The sequence below is a fragment of the Citrobacter sp. Res13-Sevr-PEB04-36 genome (assembly GCF_015672735.1).
GTDB lineage: Bacteria > Pseudomonadota > Gammaproteobacteria > Enterobacterales > Enterobacteriaceae > Citrobacter.
This window is the reverse complement of sequence record NZ_JADABY010000037.1, coordinates 12,423-35,540: the sequence shown is the minus strand read 5'-3', so window position 1 is coordinate 35,540 and position 23,118 is coordinate 12,423. Positions and strand designations below refer to the sequence as shown.

General features: G+C 54.0%; 23 protein-coding genes and 1 riboswitch. Of the genes, 10 read left to right on the top strand and 13 right to left on the bottom strand.

The annotated features are described in order from the left end of the window. Positions 1-3 precede the first annotated feature (3 nt). From IMQ48_RS10540 to nasR, 4 genes are all read right to left on the bottom strand, one after another. A complete protein-coding gene (locus IMQ48_RS10540) occupies positions 4-792 on the bottom strand; it encodes an ABC transporter ATP-binding protein (protein WP_115258295.1) in 789 nt (262 codons plus the stop codon). A 9-nt stretch (positions 793-801) separates the two neighbouring features. Further along, the gene (gene ntrB, locus IMQ48_RS10535; RefSeq protein WP_196208988.1) at positions 802-1,677 is read right to left on the bottom strand and encodes a nitrate ABC transporter permease; all 876 of its coding nucleotides are present in this window, start codon (positions 1,675-1,677) and stop codon (positions 802-804) included. A 1-nt stretch (position 1,678) separates the two neighbouring features. After that, positions 1,679-2,938, bottom strand: coding sequence for a CmpA/NrtA family ABC transporter substrate-binding protein (locus tag IMQ48_RS10530; protein ID WP_196208987.1), 1,260 nt, complete (start codon positions 2,936-2,938; stop codon positions 1,679-1,681). A 226-nt stretch (positions 2,939-3,164) separates the two neighbouring features. Then, positions 3,165-4,346, bottom strand: coding sequence for a nitrate regulatory protein NasR (gene nasR, locus IMQ48_RS10525; protein ID WP_196208986.1), 1,182 nt, complete (start codon positions 4,344-4,346; stop codon positions 3,165-3,167). Positions 4,347-4,419: 73 nt separating this feature from the next. Here nasR and IMQ48_RS10520 point away from each other — a divergent pair, with 73 nt between their 5' ends. Both IMQ48_RS10520 and IMQ48_RS10515 read left to right on the top strand, forming a co-directional pair. After that, the gene (locus tag IMQ48_RS10520) at positions 4,420-4,773 is read left to right on the top strand and encodes a DsrE/DsrF/TusD sulfur relay family protein (RefSeq protein ID WP_096756774.1); all 354 of its coding nucleotides are present in this window, start codon (positions 4,420-4,422) and stop codon (positions 4,771-4,773) included. 263 nt (positions 4,774-5,036) lie between these two features. After that, positions 5,037-5,282, top strand: a complete 246-nt coding sequence (locus IMQ48_RS10515; RefSeq protein WP_096756773.1) for a DUF1883 domain-containing protein — start codon at positions 5,037-5,039, stop codon at positions 5,280-5,282. Positions 5,283-5,329: 47 nt separating this feature from the next. On the opposite strand, the gene IMQ48_RS10510 is transcribed toward IMQ48_RS10515, so the two are convergent. After that, positions 5,330-6,025: a gamma-glutamylcyclotransferase gene (locus IMQ48_RS10510; RefSeq protein WP_096756772.1), complete on the bottom strand. Its 696-nt coding sequence runs from the start codon at positions 6,023-6,025 to the stop codon at positions 5,330-5,332. A 402-nt stretch (positions 6,026-6,427) separates the two neighbouring features. Between IMQ48_RS10510 and chaA the strand changes: the two genes are divergently transcribed. Beyond that, entirely contained in the window at positions 6,428-7,528 is a 1,101-nt protein-coding gene (gene chaA / locus IMQ48_RS10505) for a sodium-potassium/proton antiporter ChaA (protein ID WP_196208985.1), read from the top strand. Between the two features lie 56 nt (positions 7,529-7,584). Here chaA and IMQ48_RS10500 read toward each other — a convergent pair whose 3' ends face one another. Together IMQ48_RS10500 and IMQ48_RS10495 are read right to left on the bottom strand one after the other, a co-directional pair. Then, complete coding sequence (locus tag IMQ48_RS10500) at positions 7,585-9,276, bottom strand: amidohydrolase (protein WP_196208984.1); 1,692 nt, start codon at positions 9,274-9,276, stop codon at positions 7,585-7,587. A gap of 27 nt (positions 9,277-9,303) precedes the next feature. After that, on the bottom strand, positions 9,304-9,894 hold the full coding sequence (locus tag IMQ48_RS10495) for a TetR/AcrR family transcriptional regulator (RefSeq protein WP_196208983.1): 591 nt from the start codon (positions 9,892-9,894) through the stop codon (positions 9,304-9,306). A 72-nt stretch (positions 9,895-9,966) separates the two neighbouring features. On the opposite strand from IMQ48_RS10495, the gene bdcA reads away from it, so the two are divergent. Next, complete coding sequence (bdcA, locus tag IMQ48_RS10490; RefSeq protein ID WP_196208982.1) at positions 9,967-10,680, top strand: SDR family oxidoreductase; 714 nt, start codon at positions 9,967-9,969, stop codon at positions 10,678-10,680. Positions 10,681-10,730: 50 nt separating this feature from the next. On the opposite strand, the gene kdsA is transcribed toward bdcA, so the two are convergent. The 6 genes from kdsA to hemA are packed head-to-tail and all read right to left on the bottom strand — an operon-like array spanning position 10,731 to position 16,035. Further along, on the bottom strand, positions 10,731-11,585 hold the full coding sequence (kdsA, locus tag IMQ48_RS10485; protein ID WP_135322095.1) for a 3-deoxy-8-phosphooctulonate synthase: 855 nt from the start codon (positions 11,583-11,585) through the stop codon (positions 10,731-10,733). A 35-nt stretch (positions 11,586-11,620) separates the two neighbouring features. Next, on the bottom strand, positions 11,621-12,430 hold the full coding sequence (gene sirB1, locus IMQ48_RS10480) for an invasion regulator SirB1 (protein WP_181617124.1): 810 nt from the start codon (positions 12,428-12,430) through the stop codon (positions 11,621-11,623). 2 nt (positions 12,431-12,432) lie between these two features. After that, a complete protein-coding gene (gene sirB2 / locus IMQ48_RS10475) occupies positions 12,433-12,825 on the bottom strand; it encodes an invasion regulator SirB2 (protein ID WP_196208981.1) in 393 nt (130 codons plus the stop codon). Continuing rightward, the gene (gene prmC / locus IMQ48_RS10470; RefSeq protein ID WP_196208980.1) at positions 12,822-13,655 is read right to left on the bottom strand and encodes a peptide chain release factor N(5)-glutamine methyltransferase; all 834 of its coding nucleotides are present in this window, start codon (positions 13,653-13,655) and stop codon (positions 12,822-12,824) included. Before prmC ends, sirB2 begins: the two co-directional genes overlap by 4 nt. Further along, the gene (prfA, locus tag IMQ48_RS10465) at positions 13,655-14,737 is read right to left on the bottom strand and encodes a peptide chain release factor 1 (protein WP_115258288.1); all 1,083 of its coding nucleotides are present in this window, start codon (positions 14,735-14,737) and stop codon (positions 13,655-13,657) included. Before prfA ends, prmC begins: the two co-directional genes overlap by 1 nt. A gap of 41 nt (positions 14,738-14,778) precedes the next feature. After that, positions 14,779-16,035: a glutamyl-tRNA reductase gene (gene hemA / locus IMQ48_RS10460; protein ID WP_096756765.1), complete on the bottom strand. Its 1,257-nt coding sequence runs from the start codon at positions 16,033-16,035 to the stop codon at positions 14,779-14,781. 211 nt (positions 16,036-16,246) lie between these two features. Here hemA and lolB point away from each other — a divergent pair, with 211 nt between their 5' ends. The 6 genes from lolB (at position 16,247) to IMQ48_RS10430 (ending at position 23,083) form a co-directional block, all read left to right on the top strand. Then, positions 16,247-16,870 carry a lipoprotein insertase outer membrane protein LolB gene (lolB, locus tag IMQ48_RS10455; protein ID WP_196208979.1) on the top strand — a complete coding sequence of 208 codons (624 nt, stop codon included), beginning with the start codon at positions 16,247-16,249 and terminating at the stop codon, positions 16,868-16,870. Beyond that, positions 16,867-17,718 carry a 4-(cytidine 5'-diphospho)-2-C-methyl-D-erythritol kinase gene (gene ispE, locus IMQ48_RS10450; RefSeq protein WP_196208978.1) on the top strand — a complete coding sequence of 284 codons (852 nt, stop codon included), beginning with the start codon at positions 16,867-16,869 and terminating at the stop codon, positions 17,716-17,718. Before lolB ends, ispE begins: the two co-directional genes overlap by 4 nt. 266 nt (positions 17,719-17,984) lie before the next feature. Continuing rightward, positions 17,985-18,932, top strand: a complete 948-nt coding sequence (gene prs, locus IMQ48_RS10445) for a ribose-phosphate diphosphokinase (RefSeq protein ID WP_001518537.1) — start codon at positions 17,985-17,987, stop codon at positions 18,930-18,932. Positions 18,933-19,056: 124 nt separating this feature from the next. Then, complete coding sequence (gene dauA / locus IMQ48_RS10440) at positions 19,057-20,736, top strand: C4-dicarboxylic acid transporter DauA (RefSeq protein ID WP_115258285.1); 1,680 nt, start codon at positions 19,057-19,059, stop codon at positions 20,734-20,736. 106 nt (positions 20,737-20,842) lie between these two features. Continuing rightward, positions 20,843-21,358: a GNAT family N-acetyltransferase gene (locus tag IMQ48_RS10435; RefSeq protein ID WP_196208977.1), complete on the top strand. Its 516-nt coding sequence runs from the start codon at positions 20,843-20,845 to the stop codon at positions 21,356-21,358. 244 nt (positions 21,359-21,602) lie between these two features. Next, a riboswitch (cobalamin riboswitch) is annotated at positions 21,603-21,831 on the top strand. A 199-nt stretch (positions 21,832-22,030) separates the two neighbouring features. Next, positions 22,031-23,083 carry an ABC transporter substrate-binding protein gene (locus tag IMQ48_RS10430; protein ID WP_196208976.1) on the top strand — a complete coding sequence of 351 codons (1,053 nt, stop codon included), beginning with the start codon at positions 22,031-22,033 and terminating at the stop codon, positions 23,081-23,083. The last annotated feature ends 35 nt before the right edge of the window (positions 23,084-23,118 follow it).

The following is a 23,118-nucleotide window of genomic DNA, read 5'->3' as shown; positions in this document are numbered from 1 at the left end:
CCCTTACGCCGCCTTCGGCTGTTTCTCATACAGGAAGTGGAGGATGCGTTGCCGCAGGTGGTGATAACGGCTGTCATCCGCCAACTGGACGCGGTTACGCGGGCGCGGCAGATTTACCGCCAGAATCTCGCCCACCGTGGCCGCCGGGCCGTTGGTCATCATCATCACCCGATCAGAGAGCAGCACCGCCTCATCGACGTCATGGGTGATCAGCACAATGGTGGTGTTCAGCGATTGCTGGATCTGCATCACCGTGTCCTGCAAATGTGCCCTGGTGAGTGCATCCAGCGCGCCAAACGGTTCATCCATCAGCAGCACTTTGGGTTTCATGGCCAGCGCACGGGCAATGCCCACTCGCTGCTTCATGCCGCCGGAAACCTCGCCTGGATGTTTGTGCATCGCGTGGCCCATCTGCACCCGTTCAAGATTGTGCGCAATCCACTCGCGCCGCTCGGCCTTGTTCATGGTGCGGCGAAAGACCTGATCGACCGCCAGCGCCACGTTGTCAAAGCAGCTCAGCCACGGCAGCAATGAATGATTCTGGAATACAACCGCCCGCTCCGGCCCCGGCCCGGCAATTTCGCGGTTATCGCAAAGCAGGCCGCCTTCAGTGGGTAACGTGATGCCAGCGATCAAATTCAGCAGCGTCGATTTCCCGCAGCCGGAATGACCAATCAGGCTGACCGTTTCACCTTCATGGATATCAAACGAGACGTTTTGCAGCGCCAGAAACTCGCCGCTGGCGGTGGAAAAACGTTGGCTCACTGCCTGTACCTGAATAATGGGTTTCATGCGGTTTCCTTATTTTTCCTGCCAGCTAAAACGACGGGCGACCCGCATCAGCCCCTGCTCAAGCAGCAGGCCCACGACGCCGATAATGACAATGGCGATAAGAATGTTTTCGACGTTGAGGTTGTTCCACTCATTCCAAATCCAAAAGCCGATACCCAGTCCACCGGTGAGCATTTCGGCGGCCACAATCACCAGCCAGGCAATACCGATAGACAGCCGCATGCCGGTGAGGATCGCAGGCAGCACGGCAGGAAAAAGGATGCGGCGCATCACCGTCCACTCGGAGAGCTGCAGCACGCGGGCGACGTTGAGATAATCATCAGGAATTCTGCGCACCCCTTCGGCGGTGTTGATCACCATCGGCCAGATGGAGCAGATAAAAATGGTCCAGCTGGAGGCCGGTTCCGCCTTTTGAAACAGCAGCAACCCAATCGGTAGCCAGGCCAGCGGGCTGACCGGGCGCAGCAGCGCGACCAGCGGTGAAAACATGTGTGAGGCGAAGGTAAATCGGCCAATCAGAAATCCGAGCGGGATGCCGACTAGCGCCGCGAGGCCAAAACCAATGGCCACCCGCTGCAATGACGCCAGCACGTTCCAGCCGATGCCCATATCGTTCGGCCCATTGTTATAGAACGGGTCAGCAAACAGCGTCAGCGCCGAGTCCAGCGTGCTGAGCGGCGTCGGAAATCCCTGGCTGTTGATCGCCGCCAGTTGCCAGCACACCACCAGCAGGCCCATCCCCAGCAGCGCGGGCACGGCTCGCCTGACCCACGCGTGCAGCCACAAAGAGCCCGGCGTTTTGCGTTTTCTCACAGTCACGGCTGACAGCGTGATCACCTCCCCCACAGCCGGTTCAGAGGTTTTTAGTTGCGTGTTTTGTTTCATCTCAGGCTCCTTTACGGTGGAGGGTAAATCGGTTGGCATACGCTTCCGGGTCGCGACCGTCCCACACGGCACCGTCCATCAGCGTGCTGGTACGCAATAGCTGCGCAGGCGGGGTTATGCCGCCAACGGCCGTCGCTGCGTCGCGCCAGATATCAATACGGTTGACCCTGGCCGCAATATCCGCATAGTCCGGCGCCTGCTTAAGCAGCCCCCAACGACGGAACTGCGTCAGGAACCACATGCCGTCCGAGTGCCACGGGAAGCTGACTTCTCCGTCACGAAAGAATTGGATCGGGTGCGCGTCCTGCCAGCGATGACCAGCACCGTTGTCGTATTCGCCCAGCATGCGCCCGGTCAGGTACTGTGCTTTGGTATTGAGCCAGGCGCGCCCGGCAAGGATTTGCGCCGTTTCACGTTTGTTGGCCTCGCTGGCGTCAATCCAGCGTGACGCCTCAAGTACGGCGCTGACCAGCGCCCGGGCGGTGTGCGGATGCTTCTCCACCCATTCCCGGCGCGTGCCGAGCACTTTTTCCGGATGATCGGGCCAGATTGCCTGCGAGGTAGCGGCGGTAAATCCGATGCGGTCGTTAATGGCCCGCGCATTCCACGGCTCGCCGACGCAGAAACCGCTCATATTGCCGATGCGCATGTTCATCACCATTTGCGGCGGCGGCACCACCACGGTACGGATATCGGTAAACGGATTGATGTCGGCGCTGGCCAGCCAGTAATAGAGCCACATGGCGTGCGTGCCGGTAGGAAAGGTATGCGCGAAGGTGTAGGTTCCTGGCGCCTGCCCGGCAATCAGCTTTTTCAGCGACGGCGCGTCGGTGATCCCCTGCTCCTGCAGCGCAGCAGACAGCGTGATGGCCTGGCCGTTTTGGTTCAGCGTCATCAGATTTGCCATCGCCTGCGGTTTGCTGGCGATGCCCAACTCCAGCCCGTACAAGAGTCCATACAGAACGTGGGCGGCGTCCAGTTCGCCGGAAACCAGTTTGTCACGTACCGCCGCCCAACTGGCCTCTTTGCTGGGCACCAGCGTAATGCCGTACTTTTTATCAAAGCCTTTCAACGCGGCAATCACCAACGGCGCGCAGTCAGTGAGGGGAATGAAGCCCACTCTGACCGTGGTCATTTCTGGCGCGTCAGACCCTGCAGCCCACACCGATGGCATCAGGCCGGAAATCAGGGATGCCCCCCCGATGGCGGCGCTGGCCTGCAGGAATCGCCGCCGCGTTAGCAAAACTGTTCTGTCACCCATACATGCTCCCCATAACAAAAAAAAAGCGCCCGGCAATGCCGAAGCATTGCAGGACGCCTTTATCCTCAAAGCAGACAAACCGCCGTTGGTCTGTTGCTAAACTGTCTGTAGAGATGAATGCAATTCGGATGCCAGAATTTCGCTGGCGCGCTGAGCGGCTTTTACCTCCCGGTGACGTTATTTTGCACCCGAATATGGCAGAGGCTGCTCGTCTGTTGTGCAGCCGCTATCCCTGAATAAGTGATTTCACGGTCAACAACGCACGGGCGATATCCACCATCCGCTGATTTTTATCCATCGCCATTTTGCGCAGCCGTTGCCAGGCCTGTTCCTCACTCATATTGTGATGATTCATCAGTACACTTTTCGCCTTATCAATCACCTTCCGCTCTTCTAACGTATCCTGTAGCGACGCCAGTTGGCCGCTCATCTGCTCGAGCTGGCGTGCCTGCTGGCGAACCAGCAGCAGAAGCTGTTTGTCGCGACGCAGGCAGAGGTTGTCATCGGCGCTATCATCAAGCCAGTTATCGAGCGGCAGCGCGTTGGCGTCTTCCGCCAGACGCCGCTCAACGGCCTGCATCAGCTCGCCGATCAGCCTCTCCTCCACGTCGCGTAAACGTTCCAGCCGCTGGGTCTGCAACGTAAACCAGCGCAGCGTGCTTTCGCCGTTATCGGCCTGCGGGTGTCGCGTGCAAACCTGTCGACGCAACTGTTCAATCGTGCCAGAGGCTTCACACTGCTGGCGAAAATGCTGCACCAGCGCCGGTGAGGCCAGTGAGCTAAAGGCTTCAAAGCACGGCTGCTGTCCGTCGATCCGATCCACCAGCGCCTGGCGCATAGGCGGCTCAAATTCGCCAAGCGTAAAGCCAATCGCGCCCAATGCCCGCTCTTGCCCCACCAGCTCTTTGCCCTGCATAAAGCTGTACAGGGCCACCATCCCGCGGGCAACGTAGGGGTCATCAATACTGTCATTAAGTTGCGGGACAATACCGAGCACATGCCGCAGCGCACGGTTGTACTGCGCCATGGCCTGTTGCGCATCTAACGCCTGCCCGCTGACCGCTTCACGCAATGCGGGCAACTGCGCCAGGCACCAGACGGTACCGGCGATGCGATGGCATAGCGTGCTGCTGGCCTGCGGCATAAGCTGCGTAAACAGCGCGTGCAGTTGTCGACATTCCTCATCCACCAGTGCGCGGCTGGCACGGACCTCCGGACCGTAAAGTGACCCACGGGAGCACAACCAAATGTTGGATGCACCGCGTTCGCACTGTAGCATATGCACCAGATGGCTAATGCGCGTCACTAGTTGGCTTGACTGCGCCAACTGGCGAAGCTGGGTATTCTCAAGCTGGCGTGCGTGATGAAACCATTGCGTGGCACCGGGGTCTTGCGCATGTGTCATCATCTCTGCTCTCACGGATAACGGGTTTTCCCAAAGAGCTAGCAATATCCATGCCCCCCTGACAACAGGAGTCAAAATGCAAAAGATAGTGATCGTCGCGAACGGTGCGGCCTATGGAAGCGAATCGTTATTTAACAGTCTGCGTCTGGCCATTGCCCTGCGCGAACAGGATGACAGCCTCGACCTGCGACTTTTTTTGATGTCGGACGCAGTAACGGCGGGAATACGCGGGCAGAAGCCGACGGAAGGCTACAATATTCAGCAAATGCTGGAGATCCTGACCGCACAAAACGTGCCGGTGAAGCTGTGCAAAACCTGCACCGATGGTCGTGGCATTACCACGCTGCCGTTAATTGACGGCGTTGAAGTCGGGACATTGGTGGAATTAGCCCAGTGGACGCTGGCAGCAGATAAGGTGTTAACCTTCTGATAGACGGCTTTTCAGGCAAGCACACTGAAAGAGCCGGATATTTCCAGATTTAATCTGTCAGGGGCGCGGTTTCTCTAAACGTAAGCACGCCCTTTCAACGCTTTTCAGGGATTTTGTCATTTTTGTTTAATCGTTATGCCATTTTTTGATCAAAATCAGCATCCCGTCCCTCCCCCTTTGGTGTTATGCCATGAGTGAAATGTGAACAACATCACGCAGCACTTTCGACAGAAAGTACGTTGTTTTCAAGAACGGGGTGAAAAATGGCATTAGTGAAGGCAAGTTTGAAATTGTTTGGTGGAGATACGGTGGTAGTGCGCTGCTCTGAGCGCTGTCACATTCATCTGATGAGCGAGAAAAATCACGTCAAAGACACGCAGACTGACATTTTAAGCGTGCAGGATCGGGATAACGCATGGCTGACCGTGCCGTATACCGGCACGTGGAATGTTCTGATCGACAGCCACAGCCAGTCGCTGGAGCATTCCATCAGTTATATCGCAGCCTGATAGTTAGCTGCCCGAAAGCACTTTCGCTTCTCGGGCAGTTCTCCGGCTCAGGCAAATCCTGGTCGCATGACCCCTTCCGGTAACACCTCGCCCAGCAGTCGTTTGACCGTGACGATCAGTTCGCTCAGACAGTCATCCTGCATCCCTAACCGGGACAGTTCTTGTTCCAGCGAGAACAGATACTGCGCGTTGGTCCCAAGTGGCCCACTGGCGGCGGCAATCAGCGGCGCGATCACCTGCGCGCGCGTATCGGACTCAAACAACGGATGCCGCGGATCCATAATAAAGACCAACGCATTGACCGTCCGCCCGTCATCAAGCGTGAGCTGACACCAGGTCGGAAGATAGCAGCCGGTGATCATTTCGCGTTTCCACAGCAGCGACAATTCTTGCTCCAGCGAGGCATCCGGCAAGCGGTAGGCCACACCGGTGGTACGTCCCCCTTCTTTCAGCGCCAGCATCCGTCCAGGCTGACACGCCGTGCCTCGTCCTGCCGTCAGGCGCAGACAAAATGCCCGATGCCAGCCGACTAACGTGCCGGTACACGATTCTTCAAACTCTAAGGCCGGGTTCCACATCAACGATCCATAACCAAAGATCCACACCGGTCCATCATCTGGTCGGCAAGCGAGCGTGGCGGCCAGTGAGGCTGCACGTTGTTCCGCTGACCAGAGTAGTGATTCTTCAATAGCACCAAATGCCGTCTTACAGTCGGCATTCAATAAAAAATCACGCGTTAACACCTTACACCTCCGCCACTGCAACATCCCTGCGACAACTTTTTGACGCCTTCCGGGCTTTTTTGCTGCTCATTTTGAAACCAATATCAGGACAATAGGCAATTCACTGACCGCTTGCAAGGCTACAAAGACTCAACGGCACTTTATATCCTGTACTTATGTTTCGCTCAGTACCGACATTTTCCCTATTACCAGTGTCAATATTTGTGTTCAATTAAAACTAACACATTGTTATTTAAATGCTCTCTAAACAAGATAAGGAATTTTACTCACTTTGAGGCAAGAAACAGGCCACGCCGTAAAATTACGTAAAAACAGATCGGAAATACCGAGATATCTGTTATTTTTCACATTCTTTAATACATTTATAATTATAAATACCTGCAGAGATGGAGAGTAACGTAAATGACACATGCACATGAGGCGGTAAAAACCCGCCACAAGGAGACCTCGCTCGTCTTCCCGATTGTGGCGCTGGTAGTGCTGTTTTTATGGGGGAGCAGCCAGTCACTACCAGTGGTTATCGGCATTAATGCGCTTGCTCTGGTGGGCATATTAAGCAGCGCATTTAGCGTTGTTCGTCACGCAGACGTATTAGCCCACCGACTCGGCGAACCCTATGGCTCCCTGATCCTCAGTCTGTCAGTGGTTATTCTTGAAGTTAGCTTAATTTCTGCATTAATGGCAACGGGTGACGCCGCGCCGACCCTGATGCGTGATACGCTCTATTCGATCATTATGATTGTCACCGGGGGTCTGGTCGGTTTTTCATTACTGTTAGGCGGGCGTAAATTCGCCACCCAGTATATGAACCTGTTTGGTATTAAACAGTATTTGATCGCCCTGTTCCCACTGGCCATTATTGTGCTGGTGTTCCCGATGGCATTGCCGGGCGCGAATTTCACCACCGCGCAGGCGCTGCTGGTGGCGTTAATTTCTGCCGCGATGTACGGCGTATTTCTTCTGATTCAGACCAAAACCCACCAGAGCCTGTTTATTTACGAACATGAAGACGAGGGTGACGACGACGATCCGCATCACGGCAAACCATCAGCGCATAGCAATATGTGGCATGCGGCTTGGCTAATCATCCATTTAATTGCGGTTATCGCGGTCACCAAAATGAACGCTAACCCGCTGGAGACACTGTTAACGGAACTGAACGCGCCGGTTGCGTTCACCGGTTTCCTCGTCGCATTGCTGATCCTCTCCCCTGAAGGGCTGGGGGCGCTGAAAGCGGTGCTGAGCAATCAGGTACAGCGGGCGATGAATTTGTTCTTCGGCTCCGTGCTCGCCACCATTTCGCTGACGGTTCCGGTTGTGACGCTGATTGCGTGGGCGACGGGCAACGATCTGGTGTTTGGCTTAGGTTCGCCAGAGATGATTGTGATGGTCTCTTCGTTGGTACTGTGTCATATCTCCTTCTCGACCGGGCGCACGAACGTGCTTAACGGTGCGGCCCATCTGGCACTGTTTATCGCCTATCTGATGACGATCTTTGCCTGATTCGCTTTTCTGTCCAAATTAGCGGCCCTTTGCAGGGCCGTTTTCTTTCGCATCCTTTATTGCGGCGGGTAGACCTGTTGCCCATCGACAAACGTTAACAGTGATTCCGTTTGGTGCAGTTTATCTGCCGCAATCGCCAGAATATCCTGATTAATCACGGCAAAATCGGCCAGCTTACCCGCACGCAAGCTTCCCCGCTGCTGTTCAGCAAAAGCCAGCCAGGCGGCGTTTAACGTATACATTTTTAATGCGTCTTCCCGGCTTAACCGGCGATTTTCATGGCGTAGCGTGCCATCAAGCGCTTTGCCCGTCACATGATATTCAATGGCATGCCACACGCCTGCAACGCCAATTCGCGTCGCATCAGTACCTCCCGCAACAACAATCCCTTGCGCCAGCGCGGGTTGAATGGGGGATGACAGCGCCGCCACTTCTTTACCGTTAGCGCGTTCAATCGCGGGAGTTTCAAAATACGGCCCCATTTGAACAGAATAGGCCAAACCAAGTGCTTTCATCCGGGCGAGAGTCTCTGGCGTGCCGGTATTTAAATGGGCAATTGACCAACGCAACGACGCGATATCATGCGATTTCGCAACGTCACTAATGAGGTCTAAAATCGCCTCTGCGCTATCATCGGTATAGGCATGTATTTCAACGGGAACGCCTTCCTGCGCCGCCAGTTGTAACACTTTAAACTGCTCTTGTTTCGCATTCGAAGACGCGCTAAATCCCGATGACATCCGCACGCCATCATTCATTGCCATAACTAAGCTTTCACCAAAACCTAAAAAGGCGATTTTCCCGTCATCATGGATTGCCGGGCGAAAAGCCAGGCGCTGTTTAAACCACTCCGTCTCATTACCTGGCGGCGCCGATAAACGATAGCCCACGCGCATTCTGAGAGGGTGTTGTTGCTGGAATTTAAAAAAATCACGATAAGCCTGCTCTTGCCCCGCGGAAGGATCGATAAACCCGACCACACCCCGTTGATTTAAATAGCGGATAAAGGCGTTGAGATTCTCTTTAACATCGCTGTCCTGGCTAATTTGAGCAAAAAGCTGATTAAAACTGCCGATAGTTCCACGCAGTTTCCCGGTTGCTGCCCCGTGGTCATTACGTTCTATTTCTATTCCGGCAGGAATATCTGGCTTGGCGGTATTCAGTTTCAGGGTATCAATCGCGGATTGATTTAACAGCGCATAATCATAAAGACTCTGGATATAAGCCGGGTTCTCAGGTACCGCCTGATTCAACTCCTGAAAGGTTGGATCGCGCTTTTCAGCAAATTGCTCGGGGATCCATGAGCCGACAACGGCCACCCATTGTGCGGCCTTTTTCTGTGCTGCCGATTGCGACAGTTTATTCAACGCATCAGGTAAATTTTTGGCATCAAACCAGTAGGTTTCGAATAAAAACGTTCGTCCTCCCCGGATGCCATGCAGGTGCGCATCAATTAACCCGGGGATAACCGTTTTCCCCGCCAGATTAATTTCTTTTGTATTCTGGCCTGACCATTTTTTTATCTCCTCGTTATTGCCGACGGCAACAATATGTTGCCCTTTCACCGCCAACGCATGGGCGTTTGGTTGTTGGTCATCCAACGTAATCAGCTGTCCGTTATACAAAATGACATCAGCCTTCTCCTGCGAATGTGCCAGAAAGGATGCCCCAATCAGCAATGTAATCAGCGTAACATTGCGGATAACAGGCGGCGGCGTGCTAAAGAAAAAACCCATCTTACCTATCATGTTTCTCTACTCCTTGTGTGGCGATAGTCAGGAAAATCGGTGTATCAGCGCTAAACTGGCAATTTGCGCACTGGATAGCAGGCGTTCAAGCGAGTGTCCGCAACGTGCCTTACCCGACAGACCTAGCATCGTTGTACAAATGAAATCCGTCAGGCCTGGTGCCTCTTCAGGGTGCCGCTGTGCGATAAAGTCATGAATCTTATTTTCTGCTACGGAATAGAAAGCACGGGCGGCATTACGCGCCAGTGGATCGTTGCTATGCGTTCCTTCCAGAACCAAACAGCCAGGTGCGTCTGGATCGGCAGCATAACGGCGTGCCGCTTCTTCAAGCAGAGACGCAAGGCACTCCGCAACCGGTCTGTCACAGCGCAGAATATCGTCAAATGGAATAGCATCGTTTTGTACGTAGCGGCTAAGGACGCGCTGGTACAGACCGAGTTTATTGCCAAAAGCTGCATAGAAGCTGGGTGGCTTGATGTTCAGCGCCTGAGTGACATCCGCCACGCTAACGGTGTCATAACCTTGGGCATGAAATAACCGCTGCACTTTGGCCACGGCCAGCTCTGGATCAAAATTACGCGGTCGACCCGGCGCGCGGAAGCATTTTGTAGTGCTCATTACAAATCCATTGACAGAAAACCATGCGGACATTATATATCGATCACTACATAATTGTTCAAGGAATCTCTGATGTCTTCGTTTAATGGTAAGTCAGTGCTGGTGCTTGGCGGCAGCCGTGGAATTGGTGCCGCTATCGTGCGTCGTTTTGCCGCAGATGGCGCAACCGTTAGCTTCACTTATTCAGGTTCCCCTGACGCCGCTAAAGCACTGGCCGAAGAGACAGGTACCCGTACAGCGCAAACCGATAGCGCCGATCGCGACGCCGTCATCGCGCGGGTGCGAGAAAGCGGTCCATTGGATGTACTGGTGGTCAACGCAGGGATTATTCTGTTCGGCGACGCGCTTGATCAGGACCCTGATGCGGTTGAACGCCTTTTCCATATTAATATCCACGCCCCCTATTACGCTGCAGTGGAAGCGGCACGACAGATGCCTGACGGCGGGCGAATCATTATTATTGGTTCAGTGAACGGCGACCGTATGCCAATTGCCGGAATGGCCTCTTACGCGCTGAGTAAGTCAGCGTTACAGGGGATGGCAAGAGGACTGGCTCGAGATTTCGGCCCGCGCGGTATTACGGTAAACGTTGTCCAACCCGGTCCCATTGATACCGATGCCAACCCGGCAGAAGGCCCATTGAAAGATCTGATGCACGGCTTTATGGCGCTAAAACGACACGGACGACCAGAGGAAGTAGCCGGCATGGTTGCCTGGCTGGCAGGCCCGGAAGCGGGATTTGTAACGGGGGCAATGCACACGATTGACGGTGCATTTGGCGCCTGACGACAAGAGTCAAAAAGGCCGGAGAGAATTCTCCGGCCCGCACAGCTATCTTAGTTCTCGGTGTCCAGCTCGTCGAAGCTTTTCACCAGGTCGTCAATCGCTTTGATCTGAGTGAGGAACTGTTCCAGCTTCGCCAGCGGCAGCGCGGAAGGACCGTCACATTTCGCATTGGCCGGATCCGGGTGTGCTTCAATGAACAGACCCGCCAGACCTACCGCCATACCGGCACGCGCCAGTTCAGTCACCTGCGCACGACGACCGCCGCTTGCAGCACCGAACGGGTCACGGCACTGCAGCGCGTGGGTAACGTCAAAAATAACCGGTGAGTTACCGGAAACTTTCTTCATCACGCCAAAGCCCAGCATATCCACAACCAGGTTGTCGTAACCGAAGTTTGCGCCACGGTCGCACAGAATAACCTTGTCGTTGCCGCCTTCATGGAATTTATCCACGATATTACCCATTTGACCCGGGCTTACGAACTGCGGTTTTTTGACGTTGATAACGGCGCCGGTTTTCGCCATCGCTTCAACCAGATCGGTCTGGCGGGCGAGGAAGGCCGGAAGCTGAATCACGTCCACAACGTCAGCCACAGGCTGCGCCTGGCTGGCTTCATGCACATCGGTGATCACTTTTACGCCAAAGGTTTGCTTCAGTTCCTGGAAGATTTTCATCCCTTCTTCAAGGCCCGGACCACGATAAGAGTGGATGGAAGAACGGTTGGCTTTATCAAAGGAGGCTTTGAACACGTAAGGGATACCCAGTTTTTGAGTAACGGTTACGTAGTGCTCACAAATGCGCATCGCCAGATCGCGGGATTCCAGCACGTTCATGCCGCCAAACAGCACGAATGGCAGGTCATTTGCCACGTTGATGTCGCCAATGCTAACCACTTTTTGTTTCATAGGATCGCCTTAAACGGTAGGTAAAGTGTCATTAATCAATGCAATACAATTTGCTTGTGCGAAATAGTGTTTATCTGCGCACGGATCATTTCGCTGATCGGGTCTTCCGGACACTGCTCAACGAAATAACTTAAATCGGTTAACGCAACATGTTCACATTCCAGCTGCGCGTAGATCAATCCGCGATCGCGTATTTCATACGGATCTTCAGGATTAAACTGCAACAAAGCTTCGCTGGCGCGCAGTGCCAGTTCCATTTGCCGTTCTTCCATCAGCGATGATTTCAGCGTGTCGAGCAGTTTGCGGATCACTTCCGCGTTATCCGCCTCATCGAGATCTTCGTTAAACAATTCCGCTACCGGGCTGATATTGCCCTTTAGCCACACTTCCAGCGTGTGCTCATTTAACGTTTCGCCATTGAACGGGTTAATCAACCACATTTCGCCTTCCAGTGATTCAATGCGCAGGATTAACTGCGTCGGGAATATCACCGGCACCAGCGGCAGATCCAGCCGATTGGCCAGCCACAACAAGATGGCGCCAAGCGACACCGCGCTGCCCTGACGATTTTTCAGGACCTGGTCGAGCCAAAGTGCATCAGAAAGACGATAGACGCCGCGGGTATCCGTAAACCCCCAGTCGCCGTAAAAAAGTGCCAGCAATTTTTCCAGTTGCTCATCCTGAGACAGGAGCTGGCTAATTTCTTCATGCGCGAGGCTGGCCAGACGTTCCAGTTCGTCGTAGACAGATTGCGTAGGGAAATCCAGGCGGATAGACTCCGATGCCAGGATCATCCCATCGCACAATGGCGCTTTATTAAATTCGAAATCAGCTAACGACCTCATGATTACCCCAGTAACGGTATTTTTGTGGTGGCGAGTTTAATGATGATGTACAGCACCACCAGCGCCAGCGGAAAGGCGATTAAACGCGCCTGCTGGCTGCGCGCCCGACGATAATCGAGCGCAATAAAACCCAAAACGATGTAAATAATAACCCCAAACAGCTTTTCAGTCAGCCATGTCCCCTGTTCGGTGAATGGCAGGATGTGCGTTTTAGCGATCAACGCCACGCCGCTGAGTAACAAAACGGTATCAATGACCGGTGGGACAACCCGCGTCCAGCGCGCTGACGCAAGACGTGCGTGGCTGTAACGCCACCAAAAACGCAGCGTGAGCAGCCCCACGGAAAGTGCAATGCTAATAAGATGAACGCCGAGTAACAAGCTGAAGGTGGTCATGCGGCGATGCGTCCGAGTGTAATGCGCTCGTTGCCGCCATAATCGCGACAGGTTTCGACCGCCAGGTATCCGCCGCGCATAAACGCGTCACGCACCGCCTGCCCCTGCTGCCAGCCGTGTTCCAGCAGCAAATAACCGCCAGGGGTTAACATGTGTCTCGACTGTTCGATGATATGCACGATATCCGCCAGACCACTCGCGCCCGCCACCAGCGCGGTCAGCGGCTCAAAGCGTACATCGCCTTGCGCCAGATGCGGGTCCTGCTCATCAATGTACGGTGGATTACTGACGATCATGTCGAACTGCTGCCCCTGCAAAGCGCTGAACCAGTCACTTTGCAGCACCCGCACATTGTTGATGCCCAAATGCTGCGTATTGCGGGTCGCCAGCGCCACTGCGTCCGGCATCCGGTCAACCGCCGTCACATCGCAGTCCGGGCGCTCGGAGGCCAGCGCCAGCGCAATAGCGCCCGTGCCGGTCCCCAAATCAACAATACGACACGAAGAGGCAGGCAGGCGCGCCAGCGCCTGCTCGACTAAGCATTCGGTGTCCGGACGTGGGATAAGCGTGGCAGGAGAAACGAACAGCGGCAGCGACCAGAACTCGCGAACGCCGGTTAAGTGCGCCACAGGCTCTCCCCGTTGACGGCGCGCCAACAGCACGCTCAGCTGTTCCTGCTGTGCGGCTGTTAATACCGTTTCACCAAATGCCAGAATAAAGGTACGCCCTTTGCCGGTAACGGTCTCGAGTAAGATCTCGGCGTCGCGACGCGGGCTTTCGCTGTTCTGTAATTGGCCTATTGCTTCACGCAGCCAGTGCTGATAATCCATTAATCCTGCTCGGACAACGCCGCCAGCTGGTCGGCCTGGTATTCCTGGACAATCGGCTCAATGAGCATATCCAGTTTTCCTTCCATCGCTTCGTCCAGACGGTAGAGCGTCAGGTTGATGCGGTGATCGGTCACGCGACCCTGCGGGAAGTTATAAGTACGGTTACGATCGCTGCGATCGCCGCTACCTAACAGGTTACGACGCTCAGAGGCTTCCGCCTGCTGGCGTCGCGCCACTTCAGCGGCACGAATACGTGATCCCAGCACCGACATCGCTTTGGCTTTGTTTTTGTGCTGTGAACGTTCGTCCTGACATTCAACCACAATACCGGTCGGTAAGTGGGTAATACGAATAGCCGAGTCGGTGGTGTTAACGTGCTGACCACCGGCCCCCGATGAACGGAAGGTATCAATGCGCAGGTCAGCCGGATTGATGTCTGGCAGTTCCGCTTCCGGCAGCTCAGGCATCACCGCGACCGTACAAGCAGAGGTATGGATACGCCCCTGAGATTCGGTGGCAGGAACGCGCTGTACGCGATGACCACCAGACTCGAACTTCAGTCGACCATACACGCCATCGCCGCTCACTTTGGCAATAATTTCTTTATAGCCGCCGTGTTCACCTTCGTTGGCGCTCATGATCTCCACGCGCCAGCGGCGGGATTCAGCGTAGCGGCTGTACATACGGAACAGATCGCCTGCAAACAGCGCGGCTTCATCGCCGCCGGTTCCGGCACGCACTTCAAGAAACGCATTACGTTCGTCATCCGGATCTTTCGGCAGCAGCAGCACCTGCAGATGCTGTTCCAGCTGTTCACATTTTTCTTTTGCTTCGCGCAGTTCATCCTGCGCCATCTCACGCATTTCAGGATCGTCGAGCATCATCTGTGCCGTTTCGATATCGTCCTGAACCTGTTGCCAGTCCGTGAAACAACGGGAAACATCGCTTAACTGGGCATATTCGCGCGACAGCGCACGAAAACGATCCTGGTCTGCGATGGTTCCCGCATCGCCGAGCAGCGCCTGAACTTCTTCATGGCGTTCATGCAGGGCTTCCAGTTTGGCAACGATAGAAGGCTTCATAGGCGTAAATGCACCCTGTAAAAAATAAGATTGGTGTGCTGCTACTCCAGCCCGAGGCTGTTGCGCAGAATATTCAGGCGTTCACTATCCCCGTCACGGGCAGCCTGTTGAAGTGATTTGGTTGGTGCATGGATCAGGCGGTTAGTCAGTTTCCAGGCCAGATCCTGCATAATGGCTTGCGCGTCACCGCCCTGTTGAAGAGCAGCCAACGCTTTGGCGGTCAGTTCATCACGCACTTGTTCTGACTGACTGCGATATTCGCGGATGGTGTCACTCGCGCTTTGGGCGCGGAGCCAGGCCATAAATTCGCTGGTTTCCTGCTCGACGATCGTTTCGGCTTCCACCGCCGCCGCTTTACGCTGCGCCAGGTTATGCGAAATAATGCTTTGCAGGTCGTCAACGCTGTACAAATAAGCGTTCGACAGTTTGCCGACCTCCGGTTCAACATCGCGCGGTACGGCGATATCAACCAGCAGCATCGGCTGATTGCGGCGGTTTTTCAGCGCGCGCTCCACCATCCCTTTACCGATAATCGGCAGCGGGCTGGCGGTAGAACTGATAATGATATCGGCGTCCTGTAAACGTGCGTCGATATCACTCAATGAAATCACCTCAGCGCCGACTTCGTCTGCCAGCACCTGCGCACGTTCACGCGTACGGTTGGCGATTATCATCTTCTTCACTTTGTGTTCGCGTAGATGACGCGCCACCAGTTCGATGGTCTCACCTGCGCCAACCAGCAGCACGGTTACCGTGGAAAGTGATTCAAAGATTTGTCGCGCCAGCGTACAGGCCGCAAAGGCAACGGACACGGCGCTGGCGCCGATGTCGGTTTCGGTGCGAACACGTTTGGCGACGGAGAACGATTTCTGGAACATGCGTTCCAGCGCACTGGCGTTCAGGTGGCCTTTTTGCGAATCCGCAAAGGCTTTTTTCACCTGACCGAGAATTTGTGGCTCGCCGAGTACCAGCGAATCCAGGCCACTGGCAACCCGCATCAGATGGCTGACGGCGTCGTTGTCCTGATGCCAGTAAAGGCTGCTGCGCAGTTCTTCTTCATTCAGATTGTGGTATTCGCACAGCCAACGGATCAGCGCTTCTTGCAGGTTATCCTGCTCTTCGACGCTGAGATACAGCTCCGTGCGGTTACACGTCGACAGCACTACCCCGCCTTGCACCATTGGCTGCGCAAGCAGGCTGTCCAGCGCCTGATCGAGCGTATCCGGCGAAAACGTTACGCGTTCTCGCAGCGATACAGGTGCCGTTTTATGGTTAATACCAAGCGCTAAAAGGGTCATGTGTGCGGGAATAGTACCAGCGTTGATAAGGTTAGACTGCGGGCATCATACAGGATGCGTGCGGCCAATAAAAGAGACTGCCCCCTTTTGGAGTAATAGCTTAGTGCACAAATTTTAGTGATTTAAGATAACGTGAACGTAGACGAGGTTAAACGGCGGCGCTAGCATTAAGAACTATAACTGCAACGTATCTCAAGGATTTGTCATCATTATGACCCTGCCTGATTTTCGCCTGATCCGCCTGCTGCCGCTGGCAAGCCTGGTCCTCACCGCCTGTACACTCAATGCGCCGCAAGGTCCTGGCAAAAGCCCGGACTCCCCGCAGTGGCGTCAGCACCAGCAGGAAGTGCGTGCGCTGCACCAGTATCAGACGCGCGGCGCGTTTGCCTACATTTCCGATCAGCAGAAGGTTTATGCCCGCTTCTTCTGGCAGCAAACCGGTCAGGATAACTATCGTCTGCTGCTGACCAATCCGCTGGGCAGTACTGAACTGGAACTGAAAGCCCAGCCTGGCAACGTCGAGCTTGTCGATAATAAAGGCAAGCATTACACCGCCGATGACGCCGAAGAGATGATTGGCAAACTGACCGGCATGCCGATTCCTCTCAATAGCCTGCGTCAATGGATCCTCGGTCTGCCGGGCGATGCCACCGACTACAAACTCGACGAGCAGTACCGTCTGAGTGAAGTCAACTACAGCCAGAACGGTAAGCGCTGGAAAGTGGTGTACAGCGCCTACGACAGCAAAACGCAGCCGGCGATGCCCGCTAACATGGAACTGTCCGACGGCGACCAGCGCATTAAGCTGAAAATGGATAACTGGATCGTGAAATGATGACCCACTGGCCCTCTCCGGCAAAACTGAATCTGTTTTTATACATCACCGGACAGCGTGCGGATGGTTATCACACGCTGCAGACGCTGTTTCAGTTTCTCGATTACGGCGATGATATCAGCATTGAGGTGCGCGATGACGGCGACATTCATCTACTCACCCCGGTTGCAGGCGTAGAGCATGAAGATAACCTGATCGTGCGCGCCGCGCGTTTGCTGATGAAAACTGCCGCAGAAAGTGGGCGTTTGCCCGCCGGGAGCGGCGCGGCCATCAGCATTAATAAGCGTCTGCCCATGGGCGGGGGTCTGGGCGGCGGATCCTCGAATGCCGCCACCGTTCTGGTGGCGCTGAACCACCTCTGGCTGTGCGGACTGTCTGTCGATGAACTGGCAACCATTGGGTTAACGCTGGGTGCCGACGTGCCGGTATTTGTACGCGGACACGCGGCCTTCGCCGAGGGGGTGGGAGAAATTCTCACGCCGGTCAATCCACCGGAAAAATGGTACCTGGTTGCTCACCCCGGCGTCAGTATTCCTACGCCGGTGATTTTTAAAGACCCGGAACTCCCGCGCAACACGCCAAAAAGGTCAATAGAAACGTTACTAAAATGTGAATTCGGCAATGATTGCGAGGTTATCGCAAGAAAACGTTTTCGCGAGGTTGATGCGGTGCTTTCCTGGCTGTTAGAATATGCGCCGTCGCGCCTGACTGGTACAGGGGCCTGTGTCTTTGCTGAATTTGATACAGAGTCTCGTGCTCGCCAGGTGCTTGAGCAAGCCCCGGAATGGCTCGAAGGCTTTGTGGCGAAAGGTGTCAACCTCTCCCCATTGCACAGAGCGCTACTCTAAATCATTCGGGTTTCAGGAAGATGGCGAAATGACGAATCGCCAGGAACATACAAAAGTATGTAACTGGTGCGAATTATTGATGCCAGCGCACATGAAACATGAATGATGACGAGTAAGCCGGGCAAGCTGAGTTGCGGTGACAACGTCACCCCGTTCCAGACGTTGCATCGCGCTCTTTAATACACCGCCTGGAGAGGATACTGCCTGGCCCGCACAGTTTTCGGCAGATTCTTTCCACCAATGGACGCATGCCTGAGGTTCTTCTCGTGCCTGATATGAAGCTTTTTGCTGGTAACGCCACCCCGGAACTAGCACAACGTATTGCCAACCGCCTGTACACTTCACTCGGCGACGCCGCTGTAGGTCGCTTTAGCGACGGCGAAGTCAGCGTACAAATTAATGAAAATGTACGCGGTGGTGATATTTTCATCATCCAGTCCACTTGTGCCCCTACTAACGACAACCTGATGGAATTGGTCGTTATGGTCGATGCTCTGCGCCGTGCTTCCGCAGGCCGTATCACCGCCGTTATTCCTTACTTCGGCTATGCACGCCAGGATCGTCGCGTACGTTCCGCTCGTGTACCGATTACCGCAAAAGTCGTCGCTGACTTCCTGTCAAGCGTTGGCGTTGACCGCGTCCTCACCGTTGACCTGCATGCTGAACAGATCCAGGGCTTCTTTGACGTACCGGTTGATAACGTATTCGGTAGCCCAATTCTGTTAGAAGACATGCTGCAGCTGAACCTGGACAACCCGATTGTGGTTTCTCCGGACATCGGTGGCGTCGTGCGTGCCCGCGCTATCGCTAAGCTGCTGAACGATACCGATATGGCTATCATCGACAAACGTCGCCCGCGTGCGAACGTTTCTCAGGTGATGCACATTATTGGTGACGTTGCAGGTCGTGACTGCGTCCTGGTTGATGACATGATCGATACCGGCGGTACGCTGTGCAAAGCAGCAGAAGCGCTGAAAGAACGTGGTGCCAAACGCGTATTTGCCTACGCAACTCACCCGATCTTCTCAGGCAATGCGGCAAACAACCTGCGCAACTCGGTGATTGATGAAGTCGTGGTTTGTGACACCATTCCACTGACCGACGAAATCAAAGCACTGCCGAACGTGCGTACGTTGACCCTGTCGGGTATGCTGGCCGAAGCGATTCGTCGTATCAGCAACGAAGAATCCATCTCTGCTATGTTCGAGCATTAATCGAGCCCGGCTCAAAAACCCGCTGCGGCGGGTTTTTTTATCCGTTTTATTTATTTGTATGATTTATGCCAACTTCAACTATCATTTTCTAGATAGATGATGCGCTCATGGATGAAACATTATTGTGAACAGACTATTTTCCTCACATGTGATGCCTTTCCGCGCCCTCATCGACGCTTGTTGGAAAGAAAAATATACCGCCTCGCGCTTTACCCGCGATCTGATCGCAGGAATAACCGTGGGGATTATTGCTATCCCGCTGGCAATGGCGTTGGCAATTGGCAGCGGCGTTGCGCCACAGTACGGCCTGTATACCTCAGCCGTTGCCGGGATTGTTATCGCCCTTACCGGTGGTTCACGTTTTAGCGTCTCCGGTCCTACCGCCGCCTTCGTGGTGATTTTGTATCCGGTGTCGCAGCAGTTCGGGCTGGCAGGCCTGCTGGTTGCCACGCTGATGTCCGGGATCTTCCTGATCCTTTTCGGCCTCGCCCGCTTTGGCCGATTGATCGAATATATTCCGGTCTCCGTTACCTTAGGCTTTACCTCAGGTATCGGTATCACCATCGGTACCATGCAGATTAAAGATTTTCTCGGTCTGCAGATGGCACACGTCCCGGAACACTACCTGCAAAAAGTGGGTGCGTTGTTCATGGCCCTGCCGACCATTAACCTTGGTGATGCCGCCATTGGCGTGGTCACGCTGGGGATCCTGATTTTCTGGCCGCGCCTGGGGATCCGCCTGCCTGGTCATCTTCCGGCGCTGCTGGCCGGTTGTGCGGTGATGGGCATCGTTAACCTGACGGGTGGCCATGTCGCGACCATCGGGTCTCAGTTCCACTACATTCTGGCGGATGGCTCGCAGGGCAACGGTATCCCGCAACTGCTGCCACAGCTGGTGTTGCCGTGGGATATGCCAGGGTCGGACTTTACGCTGAGCTGGAGCTCATTGCGGGCGCTGTTACCCGCAGCCTTCTCGATGGCAATGCTGGGCGCCATTGAATCCCTGCTGTGCGCCGTGGTGCTCGACGGGATGACCGGCACCAAGCACAAAGCCAACAGCGAACTGGTGGGCCAAGGTCTGGGGAATATCGTTGCGCCATTCTTTGGCGGCATCACCGCTACCGCCGCAATTGCCCGCTCTGCGGCTAACGTTCGCGCCGGGGCCACCTCGCCCATTTCTGCAGTGATCCACGCGATTCTGGTGATCCTCGCCCTGCTGGTGTTAGCTCCTTGGCTCTCCTGGCTGCCGCTTTCCGCCATGGCCGCCCTGCTGCTGATGGTAGCGTGGAACATGAGTGAAGCCCATAAAGTGGTGGATCTGCTGCGTCACGCACCGAAAGACGACATCATCGTGATGCTGATGTGTATGTCGCTGACCGTACTGTTTGATATGGTGATCGCCATCAGCGTCGGTATCGTCCTTGCCTCGCTACTGTTTATGCGCCGCATTGCGCGCATGACACGCCTGGCACCGGTTAACGTAGATGTACCGGACGATGTGCTGGTGCTGCGCGTGATTGGCCCGCTGTTCTTTGCCGCCGCCGAGGGATTGTTTACCGATCTTGAAACGCGCATTGCTGGCAAGCGTATCGTGGTACTGAAGTGGGACGCCGTCCCGGTACTGGATGCCGGTGGTCTGGACGCCTTCCAGCGTTTTGTTAAACGACTGCCGGAAGGCTGTGAATTACGTATCAGTAATCTGGAGTTCCAACCGCTGCGCACCATGGCACGAGCGGGTATTCAGCCCATCCCTGGTCGTCTGGCGTTCTTCCCGAACCGTGACGCCGCGCTGGCCGATATTTAACGTTTAGCGATGACCGGCAGGCTTTGCTTGTCGGTCACTCTTCACTTCTGCAATCCCCTCTGAGTTGCTATTATCATTTCCCCTACTTCTGATAATACCCACAACAATGAACCCTAATGCTACGTATACCTTTCGCGAAATTACCGAGTCGGATATTCCCGCCGTTCAATCATTTATTATTCGTCATTTAAATCTCTATTTTCAGGCTAACAGGCCCACCCCACGGCCTGACGAAGACATATTAGATTTGCGTGCAAACTACCTGCAACAACCACGGAATCTATTGCTCGGCGCGTGGGATGAACACCAGCAACTTATCGCCACGCTGGCAGTATGTCAGTACGATGACAGAATAACAGCGTTGCACGGACGCTATGATTTAACCACCACCGCAGAAATTTGCCGCTGTTACGTGGAACAGGAACACCGCCGTCGAGGTATAGGCCGCCAACTTATGACGTTGGCAGAAGCATATTGTCAGCGTCAGCAATATAAAACGCTCTACTTGCATACCCATCATTTTTTACCCGGCGGCTATCAGTTTTGGTGCAAAAATGACTTTAACGTGTTCCTTGATGAAGGTGGCGAGCAACAAATTGTCCATATGGGAAAATATCTTTAAAAATGTGACGCGGTGCAAAAAATTAAATAACAGCGTATTTAACGTTATCCATTCTGCCCTTTTTCAGCACAATAATATTAATTGATCAGCGTCAAATAATTCTCATTTAGTTTACCGAACATTCATTACTTTCATTAAGACAATTTAAAAAAATAGATATTAACCACATGATTTAAAAGGAATTAAAAAATAACAATCAAACGCGACCTACTTATTCAAGCGGTTGACGCAATATTGGCATGCCGATACAGTCCCCGCCGACAGTATTTCAAAGCATAGTCATGTTTTTGAAACGGAATATGGTGCGGATGATTTCTCTCTTATGCCATAGCTGCCCCCGCAACTGTAAGCGGATGCTGAATATCCCTGTGTAGTGATGGTTCACTACAGGTCACTGTAAAATATTTTTTATGGGAAGGCCGATATTCTGATTACCGTGAGCCAGGAGACCTGCTGTCATGGTTTTATACATTGAGTGGACGGGATGGTCCATGGGGTGATTTATTTGACGAGTGAAAAGAATTGATTCCTGATCAAACGGCAACAATATGTTTTATTTTCATATTATCTTGCCTGACTATCATGATTAGATGTCATCTATCGTCATGTGCCTGTCCCGTGAAATAAACAATGACCAGACGCTGAGATTCTGGCATCAACGGGACAATGATAATGTATTCTGATTTTACCTCTTCTTATTGCAAATATTCACTTCTGGCGCTGGCTGGCGCGACACTTTTCCTGACCAGTAATATGGCTACTGCGGCGAAGACGCAATATCCACTGACCATCAAAAACTGCGGTCGGGATATTACCTTTGATAAAGCCCCGCAGCGCGTGACCACCGTGGGTCAGAATAGCACTGAAATCCTCTATTCTTTGGGTCTGGCCGATCGCGTTGTAGGCACATCGCTGTGGTTTGGCCCGGTTCCTGAACAGTACAAAGCTGTGAATGACAAGATTGCGGTCATCGCGCAAAACATACCCAGCTTTGAAGGCATTATCGCCAAAAAACCAGACCTGGTTGCCAGCCAGTTTGAATGGCAGATTGGCCCCGCGGGGACGGTTGCCTCTTATGAACAATTCAGTGAACTCAACGTTCCGGTTTATACCGCCCCTGCTGATTGTGCAAAAGACAATGAAGACGGCGGTGATGGCGTGCGTAAAGGCATGTTTGATATCGCCATGGTCTACCAGGAAGTTGCCGATCTGGCAAAAATCTTCGATGTGCAGGACAAAGGTGATGAGCTGATAGCTAACCTCAAAGCCCGCGAAGCCGCAGCCAAAACGAAGATCACCGGCATGGAAAATAACGTTTCTGCCGTCTTCTGGTTCTCCAGCGCCGATCTGCAGCTTGACCCGTATGTTGCCGGTAAATTTGGCCCCGCCGCGTGGATTGCGCAGACCCTCGGGGTAAAAAATGTCATTGATTCCGCCGAAGAGTGGCCGACCGTCGGCTGGGAAACCATTGCCAAAGCCAGTCCGTCGGTGATCGTTCTCGGCGAGATGGGCCGTCGCCGTTTCCCGGCGGATGACTGGAAAGTCAAAATGGAATACCTCAAATCTGACCCTGTTACCCGCCTTATCCCGGCGGTGAAAGACAACCACCTGCCGGTGATTGATGTCCAGACTATGAACGCCGGAATAAGAACCATTGATGGACTGGAAAAACTCGCCGATGCGCTGGTGCAATACGGTCTGGCACATCCACAGGCCACTCACTAATCCTCGTTGCGCGTGATGCCGTACATGGGCATCAC